The 14,265-nt window shown below is 48.2% G+C and carries 15 protein-coding genes; 8 read left to right on the forward strand and 7 right to left on the reverse strand.

What is annotated here, in order from left to right:
• The first annotated feature begins 1 nt into the window (after position 1).
• Together PGR09_RS16495 and PGR09_RS16500 are read left to right on the forward strand one after the other, a co-directional pair.
• Complete coding sequence (locus tag PGR09_RS16495) at positions 2–1,603, forward strand: aldehyde dehydrogenase family protein (protein WP_380378946.1); 1,602 nt, start codon at positions 2–4, stop codon at positions 1,601–1,603.
• A gap of 357 nt (positions 1,604–1,960) precedes the next feature.
• Positions 1,961–2,404 carry an acetyltransferase gene (locus PGR09_RS16500; protein WP_316423612.1) on the forward strand — a complete coding sequence of 148 codons (444 nt, stop codon included), beginning with the start codon at positions 1,961–1,963 and terminating at the stop codon, positions 2,402–2,404.
• A gap of 19 nt (positions 2,405–2,423) precedes the next feature.
• On the opposite strand, the gene PGR09_RS16505 is transcribed toward PGR09_RS16500, so the two are convergent.
• The 3 genes from PGR09_RS16505 to PGR09_RS16515 form a co-directional block, all read right to left on the reverse strand.
• Positions 2,424–3,008 carry a helix-turn-helix domain-containing protein gene (locus tag PGR09_RS16505; RefSeq protein WP_430916315.1) on the reverse strand — a complete coding sequence of 195 codons (585 nt, stop codon included), beginning with the start codon at positions 3,006–3,008 and terminating at the stop codon, positions 2,424–2,426.
• 323 nt (positions 3,009–3,331) lie between these two features.
• Positions 3,332–3,952: a histidine phosphatase family protein gene (locus tag PGR09_RS16510; protein WP_430916364.1), complete on the reverse strand. Its 621-nt coding sequence runs from the start codon at positions 3,950–3,952 to the stop codon at positions 3,332–3,334.
• Positions 3,953–4,204: 252 nt separating this feature from the next.
• Positions 4,205–4,753 (reverse strand): GNAT family N-acetyltransferase, encoded by a 549-nt coding sequence (locus tag PGR09_RS16515; RefSeq protein ID WP_430916316.1) that lies wholly within the window; start codon positions 4,751–4,753, stop codon positions 4,205–4,207.
• A 338-nt stretch (positions 4,754–5,091) separates the two neighbouring features.
• On the opposite strand from PGR09_RS16515, the gene PGR09_RS16520 reads away from it, so the two are divergent.
• Positions 5,092–5,448, forward strand: a complete 357-nt coding sequence (locus tag PGR09_RS16520; protein WP_161798772.1) for an ASCH domain-containing protein — start codon at positions 5,092–5,094, stop codon at positions 5,446–5,448.
• A gap of 202 nt (positions 5,449–5,650) precedes the next feature.
• A complete protein-coding gene (locus PGR09_RS16525; RefSeq protein ID WP_015366962.1) occupies positions 5,651–5,869 on the forward strand; it encodes a DUF7661 family protein in 219 nt (72 codons plus the stop codon).
• A 315-nt stretch (positions 5,870–6,184) separates the two neighbouring features.
• On the opposite strand, the gene PGR09_RS16530 is transcribed toward PGR09_RS16525, so the two are convergent.
• Positions 6,185–6,787, reverse strand: a complete 603-nt coding sequence (locus PGR09_RS16530; protein ID WP_015705172.1) for a TetR/AcrR family transcriptional regulator — start codon at positions 6,785–6,787, stop codon at positions 6,185–6,187.
• A gap of 138 nt (positions 6,788–6,925) precedes the next feature.
• Here PGR09_RS16530 and PGR09_RS16535 point away from each other — a divergent pair, with 138 nt between their 5' ends.
• Positions 6,926–7,327 (forward strand): RidA family protein, encoded by a 402-nt coding sequence (locus PGR09_RS16535; RefSeq protein WP_015705171.1) that lies wholly within the window; start codon positions 6,926–6,928, stop codon positions 7,325–7,327.
• 955 nt (positions 7,328–8,282) lie between these two features.
• Here the strand turns inward: PGR09_RS16535 and PGR09_RS16540 are convergent.
• Positions 8,283–8,855 carry a flavin reductase family protein gene (locus PGR09_RS16540; RefSeq protein WP_047046604.1) on the reverse strand — a complete coding sequence of 191 codons (573 nt, stop codon included), beginning with the start codon at positions 8,853–8,855 and terminating at the stop codon, positions 8,283–8,285.
• A 129-nt stretch (positions 8,856–8,984) separates the two neighbouring features.
• Here PGR09_RS16540 and PGR09_RS16545 point away from each other — a divergent pair, with 129 nt between their 5' ends.
• The 3 genes from PGR09_RS16545 to PGR09_RS16555 all read left to right on the forward strand — a co-directional run bounded on the left by PGR09_RS16545 (position 8,985) and on the right by PGR09_RS16555 (position 11,632).
• Positions 8,985–9,884: a LysR family transcriptional regulator gene (locus PGR09_RS16545; RefSeq protein ID WP_032709936.1), complete on the forward strand. Its 900-nt coding sequence runs from the start codon at positions 8,985–8,987 to the stop codon at positions 9,882–9,884.
• Positions 9,885–10,083: 199 nt separating this feature from the next.
• A complete protein-coding gene (locus PGR09_RS16550; RefSeq protein WP_032711470.1) occupies positions 10,084–10,992 on the forward strand; it encodes a LysR family transcriptional regulator in 909 nt (302 codons plus the stop codon).
• Between the two features lie 133 nt (positions 10,993–11,125).
• Entirely contained in the window at positions 11,126–11,632 is a 507-nt protein-coding gene (locus PGR09_RS16555) for a polyketide cyclase (protein WP_045396209.1), read from the forward strand.
• A gap of 266 nt (positions 11,633–11,898) precedes the next feature.
• On the opposite strand, the gene PGR09_RS16560 is transcribed toward PGR09_RS16555, so the two are convergent.
• Positions 11,899–12,927 (reverse strand): alpha/beta hydrolase, encoded by a 1,029-nt coding sequence (locus PGR09_RS16560; protein ID WP_047046608.1) that lies wholly within the window; start codon positions 12,925–12,927, stop codon positions 11,899–11,901.
• A 13-nt stretch (positions 12,928–12,940) separates the two neighbouring features.
• The gene (locus PGR09_RS16565) at positions 12,941–14,170 is read right to left on the reverse strand and encodes an MFS transporter (protein ID WP_430916317.1); all 1,230 of its coding nucleotides are present in this window, start codon (positions 14,168–14,170) and stop codon (positions 12,941–12,943) included.
• Between the last annotated feature and the right edge of the window lie 95 nt (positions 14,171–14,265).

Consider the following 14,265-nt stretch of genomic DNA (forward strand, 5'->3'; position numbering starts at 1 on the left):
AATGAATGCTACCGAAGCTATCGACCAACTGGATCCCCAAAAATGGACCACAACATCTCCCGCAGAACGTTTGCGTCTGCTGGAGGAAATCCGTGCAAACCTGAAGAAGTACGGTGATGACCTCGCCTTCGCCGACAGCAAGATGAAGAATGGCATCCTCGGTGCGCCTCTTTTTTCATACCCAATGTCAAAGGTTGCTACCGTCGTTCCTATGGCGAGTACCGTCTCGGCAGCCATCATCCTTTATGAATCCATTCTCGACGACAAGATGCCACAGCCGCTGAGCGTGGAAAAAGTGAGTGAGGATCTCTACGATATTTATGTCTTTCCGCAGGAGCGGAAGGACAAGTTGATGTACGCGGATCAGAAGAGTCGCATCCGTGTGAAAGGCGCACCGAAACAAATCAATCCGATGGAAAAGCCCGCGGGTATTATTGCCGTGCTGGGTGCCGGCAACTACAGCTCAGCGCTCGAGGTGTTGAAAGCGATCTTCTTCGAGAACTGTACAGTCGTACACAAACCGCATCACCTGAACGAAGAAACCGACAGGATTTGGGCGAAGATCATGCAGCCGCTGATCGATCGGCGCGTTCTGAGCTTCTGCGATGCCGATCGGGGACAAGACCTGACAGTAGATCCCCGCCTCTCCCGGATCTACTTTACAGGTGGAACCGCAACGGCCGAGGCTATCATGTCAGCGACAGAGACGCCGCTTATCTCCGAATGCGGCGGCAATAACCCATGCATCATCGTGCCGGGCGACCGGCCATGGACAAAGAAGGAAATTGAGCATCAGGCAGTGCAGATAGCCACCATGGCAAAGTTCAATGGTGGCGCGAACTGCGGTCGTCCCCAGACTCTGGTGACAAGCAAACACTGGCCGCAGCGCAAGGAATTCCTCGACGCGCTGCGGGTCGCTATCTCGGAGACTACTCCGGCCATGGGTATGTACTACCCCGGCGCCGACAAGGTCGTGGATGGTTTTCGACAGGCCTATCCCGATGCGGAAGTACTGAGCCCCGAGGGCGGCAAGTATCCGCATTCCGACGTCATATTACTAACAGACGTTGAGCCCGGTGGCTACGCCACTTCACATGAAGCGTTCAGCCTGGTGCTCGCTGAGGTGCCGCTAGACCTGCCAGCCAATGCCGCGCACTTCCTCCCTGGCGCCGTCAAGTTCGCCAACACCCAGCTCCTGGGCACGCTCGCCAGTGCGATACTTATCGATGAGGACACCAGAAAGGCCCATCAGAAATTACTCGAGCAAGCGGTGTCTGACCTGGAATATGGTGCGGTCGCCATCAACAGCATGCCGTCCTTCATTTTTCTCAACCCCTATCTTACCTGGGGTGGAAATGAGGCAGGCAAGACGTTCGTTTCTGGTCGCGGCAACTTTGGCAACCTACTCAATTACGAGAACGTTGAGAAATCGATCATGGAGGCAAAGTTTATGTCACCAGGGCACATGCTGTACACCAACAAGCGAGCATTCGACAATATGGCTGGAAACATGGCGAATTTCGCAGTCGAGCCTACCTGGATGAACCTGACCTGTCTGATGGGGGACGCCATCCGCGATAGCTTCCGTAAAAAAGATTTCTGAGTCAGTAGAACGCATCGGCCTGAAAGGCCTTATCCATTGCCCTTTACTCGACTATCTTGTAGCGAGTCTGCTTCATAGCCGGGGCAGTGACTACGACCTTGAGGACATGCATAGGGTGAGCTCCACAACAATAAATCGGAACTCATCGCGGCTTTCCATACGCTCGAACAGCTTGTACGCCAGTTCGAGCGCTATCTGGCCAGAGCCGGTCGTGGCATTCTGCACCTGAAAGTGAGTCTAGCAACGATAGACATGGCGACATCATCACTATTGTGAATTTAATTACACCATAGTAAATTAATGGGGTTATTTTTGTAGGTAATTACCCCAAACCATGTCCACTTTAAGGAAAATAAAATGATAAAAATCAGAATGTCACGACCTTCTGAAGCGGAAGACATCATCCAGATTTGGAAAAGTTCTGTAGATGCTACGCACGATTTTCTGACAACACATGACCGGCAAGAGATCGAAAAAGAGGTGGTCGGTTTTTTTTCAGAAACCCCTGTATGGGTAGCGACAAATGATGAAGACCTTCCACTCGGATTTATGTTTTTACATGATGGTCATCTGGAGGCGCTGTTCGTAGATGCTGCTGCTCGCGGGTTTGGCGTCGGCAAACTGTTGATATCCCATGCCCTTGCTCTTCATCCTGATTTAAGCGTCGACGTCAATGAACAAAACCAACAGGCCGTCGGGTTTTATCAACATATGGGCTTCCAGGTTTCAGGGCGCTCCGGGCAGGATAGTCAGGGAAGACCTTATCCCCTGCTGCACCTGCGTAAAGGGAATGGCGTCTAACCGTTTGCCAGGGGAAATATCATCTGTTTTTTTGGCTAAACGCAACGATGTATGTACAGTTCTGTTCGCTATCCGGGTTAGTCATTTGGCACTCGCCTGCAAAGGTAAGAGCAAGACAATCACCCGCTTGCAAATGATGAGTCTGATGATTGACCCTAAAATCAAGGTTGCCGCTCAGCATCCAAAGTGTTTGCCCGCAAAGATGCTCAATAGCGGAGGCGGGGATCGTCAGTTGACCCATTGCAGGGATTTCAACTTTTATCAGTTCCGGACTGGCGCCCGCCGGGGACAATGTCCAACGAATAATGCCTGATTGTTCATCTGTCCAATGCTGCTGCTGGTGAGCGAAACGAACCAGCGAGTTCTGATGTTGCTCAAGCTCGGCGAAAAGTTTTGATAGCGTAATATTCATGGCGTTCGCTAAACGACTAAGGATAGTCGCGCTGGGGCTGGAGACGCCTCGTTCAATCTTACTAATCATCGCCTGGCTCACGCCTGAGCGTTGAGCAAGCTCCGTTACCGTCCAGTTACGAGCTTTCCTGTGCTTTAGTAATAACTGTGCAATGTCGCTATCTACTATCTGATTTTTCGCTGTTTTATCCATTTTCACCCTCACTTTCGCCAGCCTGATTATGCCATTACCTAAATTAGGCTGGAATCATTGATTGGGTCAGTGTGAAAAAGTCAGGTTTCAATGGGTGGACAATTATCTTTAGCACCCACGTCATCAGAAGAGCATGAGTTTGCGATGCCCGCATCCGGCACAACGCGGGTAAGTTAATCCGAGTTCTTCGTTTCATAGCAACGTCCCCCCTTGATTAAGGATAGCGTTGCATCGACCCGTTGAACTCACAGCGAGGAGTGAACATTGTGCTTAAATAATGATGACTCTGGCAGGATGGGTTTTCAATGCCTGGAAGGTAGCCACTAATTCAGGTGACGTAAATGTGTAGCAATCCCCCACTTTAGGCCAATACATTTTCCATTAATCAGGTCGATAACAGAATAACTTGCATTGGGATGAGCATAGCGAGGGAAACTATCGACAGTCCCTTCTTTAAGAATTGCCAGAGTGCCCTGACTGACATGCCCGTGAGACACAATACATATTGTTTGTTGATGTGATGAAGTATCTTCCAGGTTTTGTAAAAAACGCATAACTCGCTGAGAAGCATGCGCCAGTGACTCCCCCCCTGGTGGACAATAATCTGCATCAAGCCTGAATAATGCATTTGCATAGTTTGGATGTTTTTGTCTGAGTAGTTCTAACGGCATACCTTCAAACTGACCAAAGGCCTGCTCTTTAAGGGCCGGTTCAGCCGTCAGTGAACAATGAAAGTGTTCAGCCAGGCTTTGCCCCATTTGCCAGGCACGCCCAAGCGGAGAAGCGTAAATACGCTCTATTTGATACTCACTTGCACTAAACGCTGCTAGTAGGAGGGATGTTTCACGCAAACCCCGACAGGTCAAGGAGCTATCGCTGTGCCCCTGAATAATTCCTTCCCAATTCCACTCTGTTTCTGCGTGTCGAACAAGTATCAATTTCATCGTTAGCTGGCCATGCTCGTTGTTGATCAAAATGTCCCAACTGCGCGATGTCAAACACACACCGTTGAAGCAGCGGAAGGCTTTCCTGTTGTGGAAATAATGAACAAGTGTAGCTTATTGCCGTTATGCAGCGGCTCTGGGTGTGGGGCGCTGAATTTTATCCGTAGTTAACTTCCGCTTTTGGCACATAGCGGACGTGTTAACGAAGCTGAAGGTCCGCTGGGAGCGCTTAGCGGACATGCCATCAGCTTATCAGCCACCTTTACGAGCATTCCATTCATCACGTGTGATTTCCCATAGCTCGGAATCCAGCAGACCGCTGACATATGCTTTCTTTTCAGTCCTAATGAGCCGCATGCCACTGCTTTGTGAGATACGTTTGGAGCGGTTATTGAGAGCCGCTTTCGGCGCACGCAATATAGTCTTATTTAAGGAATTGAACCAATAATCTGTAGCTGCGTTACAGGCCTCACGCATAAAACCTTTGCCCTGATGCTCCGGAGATAACCAAAATCCTCGGTTGTTATCCTCAACATCATAAAGACAGATTAAACCTACCATGTTGTCAGGTGTTTCACGATGCCTAATAGTCCAGATCCAAGCGATTCCATTTGCTATATCAGGCAAGGCAACGTTATTGACATAATTCTCGGCGCCATTACCCGGATAGGGCCACGGTACTGATGAGACCATGTACCGAACAATCTCCCAGCGAGGATAAAGTATCTGAATTTGTGAGGCATCTTCTGAGGATAATGGTTTTAACAGTAAGCGTTCTGTATAGAGAATAGGTATTGGCATCAGCACTTTTCCTTCCTGAACTTAGTGTCTATTACTATTTAAGCCATTAAATAGCTATCTCAATGTATCTTGATGTACAGAAAATATCTATACAATAGGAGGCGCGGTTAACAAGCAGTCAGGGGCAGTTTTTGGCACTGCGCGGATGAACCAACTGAGTTTAAGCTCCAGTCTGAGCGAAGAGCAAACCACACTATCTGAGGTAACGTATTACTGTTAATGGTGACCCCATTAACGCTAATACTATTATTACTTTTTTCATCAACGGTTAGGCAGATGCATTAATGGTTAAGCTTAGGGAAATAGAAATGAAATATCCAGGCGCAGGGGCCTGGCAAATGGGAGACAGTCCAGAACTGGCAAGCGAGCTTGCTAACCTTATTAAAAAAGGAATCAAAACGGCCTCTTGTGGATCTTTTGCCTCTTACCAACAGGAAGAATCTGCTCCGAGGATTGGCAGCTATAACATAATTCTTGATGGACAGAATGTCCCGGTATGCGTGATCCGGCTGGTTTCGCTACAATTGGTGCGTTTTTGCGATATTAATGAGGAGTTCGCTCGCAAAGAGGGTGAAGGCGATTTAAGTCTTGAATACTGGAAGAAAGAGCATCAGCGATTTTTCATCCGTGAAGGTCATTTTTCTGAGGATATGGAGTTGATCGCAGAAGAATTCGAAGTGGTTGAGGTGCTGTAATCGGAGATAAAATTGCTGATGTTTATCTATCACCCTTTTCATAAACGTCCGCTCCTGGCACGAAGCGGTCAGCATGCAGGATCACCAGAACTGTCATGACAAAAGAAGATGTTGTCCTCTAACGAATGCAGGATTTATTCTCTGCCTTTCTTATTCGAAGTAATATAACGTGTGGTTTGATTGACATTACTGGAGGTATAACATGTTGGTTTATAATGTCTTTGGTCGATACCTTGGCATTCTGCGTAAGAATGAGTGCTGGTTGGTTTTTCGAGTAGATCTGACAGAAAGAAAGTATTCCCGTATCTATGACGTTGTTATTCCAGATGATCTGGCAGAAGATGAAATTGCAGGCTGGTTAGATGATATTTTCCATGAAGCTGCAACCGAACGTCATCCAGATGTTAAACGCATCGAATAATTAATTGATCAAATTATCAATATCCGCTTCTGGCGCGACGCGGACTGCCTGAATAGCCGTACGATCTCTATGAATGAAAGGTGGAGTTTAGCTTCTCGGGCCTGTTTATACACAATCGGGCTGGCTGTATTGTAACGTCCGAAAAATCTGGTAAAACATTGCTACACAAAATTCTTTACTATCAAGATTCGTGAAGGCCGTATTGAACCGGCCTTATGTGATTTTCAGACTGAATTACTGACCCGAGAGAATCGAAGCCGGAACAAGCGGCACGGAGCTCAACTTATTAACGAACCTTCAGGTTGAGAATGGAGGTTATGGGTGCTTGCCCTCTTCCAGCAGGCCATTTACCAGCAGGGTGAAAACCTGAATCGCTTTTGGTAAAGCATGCTGCGGATCTTCACTGGCAGCCACCCACTGAGCGGCATTCAGTGCAGCTCCATTTAGCAGCCAGGCGGTAGCATCCACATCTACCGGCTTGATTAAGCCGCGTTCAATCAGATCTGAAATGCTCTCTCGGGTGGCGTCAAGGCAGTTGTTCTGACTCGGCCATTTCGTAGGATCGCCAAGAAAAGCCGGGCCATCAAGCAGAACGATACGCCGGACTTCTTCATCCAGAGCCATTCTGATATAGGCTATCCCTTCAGCCAGAAGCTTTTGCTGGTCATCCCTGAACTGTGTCGCTGCACTCTTGGCACTTTGTGCCATTTCTGAGTCAATCTGGGCAACCACAGCGGCAAGCAACCCTTTTTTGTCCCCAAAATTATGGTACAGAGCCCCACGCGTCAGGCCAACGCTGGCAGTCAAATCATCCATTGATGCTGCTGCAAACCCTTTTTCGGCAAAGGCTTTTCGTGCGGCTGTAATCAACTTCGTGCGGGTTTCTTCCATCGTTTCGGCGCGGCGTTTGGCAGCCATGCGGACTCCTTGCAATATACGCAGCGTATGAAATTTGACATACGCCGCGTATGTGTGGTTAAGTTTACATACACTGCGTATATTAATTGATTTATTTATGTCACGCACGGCTTCACACATCCGAAAAAAGGATACGTTATGAACCAACCGAAACCTGTTTTCCCGGCGAATCGCCACGCTCTCTATGAGAAGCATGGTTATTCTGCTGCGATCCGCTCTGGTGATTTACTGTTTGTATCCGGTCAGGTGGGTAGCCGGGAAGATGGTAGTCCTGAGCCCGACTTTGCAACGCAGGTAGAACGTGCCTTTGAAAACCTCAAGGCCACTCTTACCGCCGCAGGATGTTCGTTTGAAGATCTTATCGATGTGACAACCTTTCATACCGATCCGGAGAGTCAGTTTTCAACCATTATGCAGGTGAAACAAACCGTTTTTCCGAAGCCGCCATATCCCAACTGGACAGCCGTGGGGGTTAACTGGCTGGCGGGATTTGATTTTGAGATAAAGGTTATCGCCCGGATTCCGGAACATCAGCTTTAAAAACTTCACACACAGATATCACGAGCTCCGATATCTGTGTGTAAACCCGCCACCAGGTCAGCTAAGTCTGGCTTCGGCATTCACTTCATCCAATCGAGTGAATATTTTCTTTTTTTAAGCTCTGCAGTCAGCTCTTGCACATGTTTCAACGTGATATGGTATTCCGCTATAATGCCCCTGAGACTCATACGAATCCATTCCATATCGATATGACACTTTTTACCCCCTTTTCATATGGTCAGGGTGCAATTTGCTCTACACAGGTAAACTATTATCCTTCTGGGCTTCTGGGTATTGACGAAACAGCGCTAAATATTCAATTTTTCCACAGGTGCTCAAACCGCCTATATACAACTGACCTGCCCTCAGCGGCTTAGATTGTTTTATTGTGCCCGGATTCTGTGCTCTGCTGTAATAAGGCCGTCGTATGGGTGTACGTGGTTTTGATCTCTGTTTAATATATGAAACTCAAAAGCAGGAGTTATGATAAAAGTACAACGGTACTTATCCCCTCTCCTCAAACTATTGATGGTTACAGCCAGGATAAAGCGGATACCTTGCCGAGATACAGCGAGCGAAAATAGAGCCATCAGGTGCTGTCATCCCGCATCAGTCAGGACAAATTAGATGCCATTTATTATTGAGATCAAGAGGTTATCTCTGGCACGGAGTGGACGGATTCACTGAGCAGAAAGGCCACTGTGAGCGAAGAGCTGTCATGCTTACCTATGGAACAGGTTCTCAATGGTGGCATCACTTAATAATGAAGGGAAGCAAGCCAACGAATCAGCACAGGAAAGCCCATTATACACGTGTATAATGGGCTTTCCTGTTATGACAAGGCGAACTTAGCTGGAGGTCCGCAGTGAACGAGAAGCGGACATCTTAATTATTTTTTTATGCTACTACCTCAATGTAGCCATGTTATATGGCTACATTGAGACAGAGGTAAGGATTAGTCTTTTCCTGGACCATAATTAAATTTTGTACCTTTGCCAATGGCGTAAAACTGTCCGCCAGCTACGTAATGGACAGTACGTAATTCATCAGGCGCATCATCAAAAATCCAGTGCCCATTTCTGAAAACGCGGTCATCGCTCCATGCTCCGACAATTTCCCCCATGAACAAGTTGTGCTGCTTTTCATTTTCTTCATTGGGTATGACCTTACAGACTAGCCAACCAACGCAACCTTCAACTAAAGGCAGATCAAACTCTTTCTGATAAAACAGTGGAATTTTACTGTTTTTATCGGGTGTGTCAGAATAACTGTTGCCCCCAGCATATAAAACCATTTCCATCTGATTTACTACTGGGATCTGGACAACGTAATATCCGCTTTTTTCTACAAGCCCACGAGTAAATGCCTGTGGACCTATAAAAGCCATCACTTTGTTATTGCCTATTAATCCCACCCAAGCCGCTGCCATGACATTTTCAATGCCATCATTTTTAGCCGATATCATTGTTGTTGGCCCGATCTGCAATAAACGATAGGCTTTGTTTAACTCTACTGGTTGAATTGACATAATTTACTCTTTTGAGTTCTGATAAAAAATTAAGACAGGTTACTTATTTGATTGTTCGATTATATGACTGGAATAGTTGCAAATTAATTGCTATTATCAAAATACATTATTGCAATTTTCACAACAATCATGAACAAACTTGATGCTCTAAAGTTTTTTATCATCGCCTCTGATACCCTGAACTTCCGCGAAGCAGCAACCAAGCTGTCGGTTTCACCATCAGTAGTCACGCGGACAGTCGCTGAGCTGGAGAAACAACTTGGTGAACCTCTTTTCAAACGCAATACTCGTTCGATCTTTCTCACCAGTTTCGGCGAGCTATTTTTACCCCAAGCGAAGCGACTGCTGGAGGATTCTGAAAAACTATTTCAGACGGCGAAAGATGATAATGAAATGAAGGGTATTGTTCGTATCACATTACTTCGATTTCCAAATCATGAACAAATATTGTATGAACTATTGACTGCACTACGTCCCTATCCTGAGTTATTTATCGACTGGCGTTTAGATATGATGAAACTTGATACTATAGAGCATCGTATCGATATAGGTATACGCGTAGGGCGAGAACCTAATCCTAACTTTATCATTAAAAACATCGGGCAAGTTGAACATATTTTAGTCTCATCCCCTGAACTCATTGCACGCCTGGGAGCACCAACTGATTTAGAAGATCTTCGGCAGCGTTATCCATTTAGTGGTTTAATTAACCCTGATACAGGAAAATTATTTGAGTTTATGAGTGACGCAGTGAATACTTTTGTCCCTCGTCATATCGAGTTTTATACAACAGACCCATACGCCGAAATTCAGGCTGCCTTGGCCGGGAAAACAGTTGTACAATCCAGCGATTTTATTTGTAGGGAGTACTTAACAAGCGGCCAACTTGTTCCCCCACTGCCAGAACTGCGACAGGAGAAATGGCAATTTTATTTATATCGGCCTTACCAGCTGATTACTCCAAAAAGGGTGACGGTCGTTTTCTCGCTATTAGAAAAAATATTACGCAAATATTTCGCATCAAAATAACATTCTCCTCAACGTCCGCCTCTGGCACGGAGCGGACAAACTCAGGTCTGCCGTAAGCGAAGAGCGGATTTATCTTTACAAAGGTTACCAGCCAAAACTAAAAGATCACCAAAAGGAAAACACTCATAAACCTTCTAGACAACCTTTTCCCGAGCATTTAGCCTGAATTAAAATTTTTTATCTGTCAGGCTACTTCACTATGAAAAATGATATGAGAACCCTCGACCTTAACCTTCTTAAGGCCCTTGATGCATTACTGGATGAAGGAAGCGTGACCCGGGCTGCGCAGCGCCTCTCCCTGACACAACCTGCCGTCAGTGGCATGCTTATTCGCTTGCGTGATTATTTTGACGATCCCCTTTTTGTTCGCACCAGTCACGGTATGGTTCCCACAATGCGGGCCACCGAACTTTCTATGCCGGTGAAACAAATACTCACCGATATCGCTATCATGCTGAAACCAAAGCAATTTGATCCTATGGCGGCGGAGCTGACTTATACCATCGTAGCAACGGACTATGCACTTAAGGCTGTTGTCGTTCCGTTGATGGCTGAGCTAAAACAACGTGCACCGAATATTAAAATCGCCGTGCGGCCCGTGGACAATGAGCGAATGTATCAGCAGTTGTCTCGGGGTGAAGTTGATCTGGCTTTGATAACACCGCAAACAACCCCCGAAGACCTGCATGGAAGAGCGCTCTATGAAGAAGATTATGTCTGCGTAGCACGACGTCATCATCCTCTGGCAGCGAGTTCGGAAATGACGCTCGAACAATTTTGCAAACAGGAACATATTTTGGTGTCATCAGAAGGTAACTTCACCGGTGTTACAGATGAAGCACTGGCTAAGCTCAGTCTGACACGACGAGTAGGCATGTCAGTTAACAGTTTTCAGGTGATACCTGATATATTGCAAGTGACTGATATGATTGCAGTTGTACCTCACCGCATGGTCTTGACTAACAACGATCTCATCATTCTCCCTTTGCCCCTGAAAGTACCCGGCTTTACCAAGAGCATGGCCTGGCATGAGCGAACCCATCGTGACCCAAGTCATCAGTGGATTCGTGCTTTATGCGCAGAAGTAAGCCAACATCCCGCGCCCTGATATAATTTATCTTATTAAGAATATAAGTAATGACAACTCGCCTTATAGCTCCATTGCACCAATAATCACTGTCATCACGTTACTGCCGTAATGACACACGCAGTACACTCAACTATAGCAATTGGAGAAATTTATGAACGCGATTAACTGGCCTGAAGGCTTTATTCCGGGTTTTACCGATAACTTTGTTTCTAATGAAATGATCATCTCAGGTCTGAACGTCAATGATGTCTGGCCGCTCCTGTGTCAGCCACTGCTATGGCCGGAATACTATAAAAATTCCGCCGATGTGCGCTTTTATGACAACAAAGGTCCAGAATTGGAAAATGGGGTTCGCTTCTACTTCAGCACGTTTGGTTTCCCAGTTGAAGCTCAGGTTGTGGAGTTTGTTCCACCTGCTGAGGGTAAACCTGCTCGCCTGGCATGGCACGGATGGGCCGGTGAAAAAGATACCGCTCAACGACTCGATGTCCATCATGCGTGGCTACTGGAGGATCTTTCCGGTCATAGGGTCCGTATCCTAACGCAGGAAACACAGAACGGAGTCCCGGCAAAAGATCTGGCCAATACCCGCCCGAACCCAATGCTTAATGGTCATCAGGAATGGCTTGACGGCCTGATTCGAGCAGCAAAGAAATAATAAACCGCTTTCCACAGTCATATCACTGAGGCTGCACTTCCCCGCAGCCTCAAGAATATTTGCCCGTTTGCTATGGCACTTGATTACAGGTAAATCATGTAACCCCCGCAAGTGACACCACACAGCCATCTCTGTAATGTCCCCTCCTGGCACTACACAGACATTTCAACTCTCAGTGATGCGGCAGCATTTTGTCCTTTTGCTTAAATTACGCCCCACTACCGACCCGAAGGCCGGTAGCTGTTGATACAACCCATTTCCACGCGTTATTTCAGGTTGTTGCGGAAAAAGTCCGTCAGCTTGTCGAAGGGGATCACGTCCGTGCGGTCATACAGATCGACGTGCCCTGCCCCCGGAACGACATACAGCTCTTTAGGCTGACCGGCGCGTTTAAAGGCGTCCTCGCTGAACTCTTTTGAATGGGCTTGGTCACCGGTAATAAAGAGCATCGGACGCGGCGAAATGGTTTCAATATCATTGAACGGATAGAAGTTCATAAACTTACCGATACTGCTCAGCATCGGTTTTGTCGTCAGTTCCTCTTTCTCGCCCTGCGGGGTATAACCGCCGCGTTCGGTACGGTAGAAATCAAAGAACTCGCGCTGAATTTCCGGCGTGGAAGCGTCCAGCTTATTCACAGTGCCCGGAATGTATGCTTTCTCTCCTCCTTTAAACTCGGCAAACCGCTGCTCAATGGCCGACTGGATAAAGGCCTTACGCTGTTCCAGCGTCTGGGAGTGGTTAAGGCCGTTACGAAACGCGGCGCCCATGTCATACATACTGACGGTGGCGATAGCTTTCATACGCGGGTCAATTTTCGCGGCGCTGATGACAAAACTTCCGCTACCGCAGATGCCCAGCACGCCGATATTTTCTGGATCAATAAACGATTGTGTACTGAGGTAATCCACCGCCGCGCTGAAATCATCCGCGTAGATTTCTGGTGAAATCAGGTGCCCCGGCTTGCCTTCGCTTTCCCCCCAGAACGAGAGATCGATCGCCAGCGTAACAAACCCCTGCTCCGCCAGCTTCTGCGCGTATAGGTTTGCGCTTTGTTCCTTGACCGCGCCCATTGGATGACCAACGACGATCGCCGGGTTTTTGGCGTTCTGATTTAACGTTTTCGGGACAAACAGATTGCCAACCACGTTCATTTGATACTGATTTTTAAAAGTGACTTTCTGCTGCGTCACTTTTTCGCTTTTATAAAAGTTATCAGCGCCTCTGGACATATCCGCCGCCGAGGCGGCAAATGCGCTGATGAACATTCCCAGGGCTAACGCAAATTTATTCATGATAGTTTCCTTGTCAGGACGAGTGTGATGAAAGACCATCGGCAGACGCGTCTGCACGTGAGGTCAGGAAAATCAGTACGGTTGCGATAATCAACATCGCGGCGCTGGCCAGAAAGGTGCTCTGGTAGCCATGATGGTCGAACAGCAGGCCCCCCACGGTGGATCCCAGCGCAATGGACAATTGCACCATCGCCACCATCAGCCCGCCGCCCGCTTCGGCATTTTGGGGGAACGTGCGTGGAACCCATGCCCACCATCCCACGGGCGCGGCGGTTGAAATAAACCCCCACAGCCCGAGCAAGGCCGTCACGATGGCTGCCTGGCTGCCAAACGCGATCAGAGCCAGCGCGACGATCGCCATCAGCACGGGAATCGCCATTAGCGTCGAGTAGAATCCGCGCTTCAATACCCGGCCAATCAGCGTGGTGCCGATGAAACCCGCCATCCCGATAACCAGCAGGATGAGAGTCACCGCTGAGGCGTCTACCTTCGTGACCGTCTCAAGGAAAGGTCTGATATAGGTAAAGAGCGTGAACTGCCCCATAAAGAAGATCCCCACTCCCAGCATGCCCAACATGACCACCCGGCGGCGTAACAGTGCGAAGACGTTGCCGGCCCCCGCAGGCTGGCGGGTAACCGGCATGGAAGGTAGGCTGAGCAGTTGCCAGATAAACGCGACGATGGCAATGGGTAACAGACAGAAGAAGGCTCCCCGCCAGCCGATGACGGAACCCAGCCAGCTGCCCAGAGGCGCGGCCACAACGGTTGCCAGCGCGTTGCCGCTGTTAAAAATGGCCAGGGCCAGCGGAACACGATGCATCGGCACCAGGCGCATCGCTGTCGCCGCCGACATCGACCAGAACCCGCCGACCACGATGCCAATCAGGGCCCGGCCGGTCATATAGGTCAGGTAATTAGGTGCCATCGCAATGACGCCCCCGGAAAGAGCCATGATGCACGTCAGGCCAAGCAACAGCGTTTTTCGGTTAAGCGTGCCTGCCAGTCGGGAAATAAACAGGCTGGTCATCACCGCAAACGCGCCGGAAATGGCAATTCCCTGCCCGGCCATACCTTCGGTGACCTTCAGGGACTGCGCCATCGATGTCAGGAGGCTGACCGGCATAAATTCGGAGGCAATCAGGGCGAAGACGCACAGCGTCATAGCAAACACGCTGCCCCAGTGCGCCTGTTGTTTTTCACTGGCTCCGTTCTGATTTCTGGTTTCAGTTTTCTGATTACGCATTTAGCTTTTCTTTTCTGTTGATAATGCGATGCCCTTCCCCTCCTGAAACGGCGACGTGGGGGATAAGCGCGTGAGTAAAAGAGAACGATGGATAT

The organism is Klebsiella sp. 141251 (assembly GCF_050600725.1).
GTDB lineage: Bacteria > Pseudomonadota > Gammaproteobacteria > Enterobacterales > Enterobacteriaceae > Klebsiella > Klebsiella aerogenes.

Coding starts and splice junctions, on each gene's coding strand:
- PGR09_RS16495 (WP_380378946.1), top strand. CDS start 2: ATGAATGCTACCGAAGCTATCGACCAACTGGATCCCCAAAAATGGACC.
- PGR09_RS16500 (WP_316423612.1), top strand. CDS start 1,961: ATGATAAAAATCAGAATGTCACGACCTTCTGAAGCGGAAGACATCATC.
- PGR09_RS16505 (WP_430916315.1), bottom strand. CDS start 3,008: ATGGATAAAACAGCGAAAAATCAGATAGTAGATAGCGACATTGCACAG.
- PGR09_RS16510 (WP_430916364.1), bottom strand. CDS start 3,952: ATGAAATTGATACTTGTTCGACACGCAGAAACAGAGTGGAATTGGGAA.
- PGR09_RS16515 (WP_430916316.1), bottom strand. CDS start 4,753: ATGCCAATACCTATTCTCTATACAGAACGCTTACTGTTAAAACCATTA.
- PGR09_RS16520 (WP_161798772.1), top strand. CDS start 5,092: ATGGGAGACAGTCCAGAACTGGCAAGCGAGCTTGCTAACCTTATTAAA.
- PGR09_RS16525 (WP_015366962.1), top strand. CDS start 5,651: ATGTTGGTTTATAATGTCTTTGGTCGATACCTTGGCATTCTGCGTAAG.
- PGR09_RS16530 (WP_015705172.1), bottom strand. CDS start 6,787: ATGGCTGCCAAACGCCGCGCCGAAACGATGGAAGAAACCCGCACGAAG.
- PGR09_RS16535 (WP_015705171.1), top strand. CDS start 6,926: ATGAACCAACCGAAACCTGTTTTCCCGGCGAATCGCCACGCTCTCTAT.
- PGR09_RS16540 (WP_047046604.1), bottom strand. CDS start 8,855: ATGTCAATTCAACCAGTAGAGTTAAACAAAGCCTATCGTTTATTGCAG.
- PGR09_RS16545 (WP_032709936.1), top strand. CDS start 8,985: ATGAACAAACTTGATGCTCTAAAGTTTTTTATCATCGCCTCTGATACC.
- PGR09_RS16550 (WP_032711470.1), top strand. CDS start 10,084: ATGAAAAATGATATGAGAACCCTCGACCTTAACCTTCTTAAGGCCCTT.
- PGR09_RS16555 (WP_045396209.1), top strand. CDS start 11,126: ATGAACGCGATTAACTGGCCTGAAGGCTTTATTCCGGGTTTTACCGAT.
- PGR09_RS16560 (WP_047046608.1), bottom strand. CDS start 12,927: ATGAATAAATTTGCGTTAGCCCTGGGAATGTTCATCAGCGCATTTGCC.
- PGR09_RS16565 (WP_430916317.1), bottom strand. CDS start 14,170: ATGCGTAATCAGAAAACTGAAACCAGAAATCAGAACGGAGCCAGTGAA.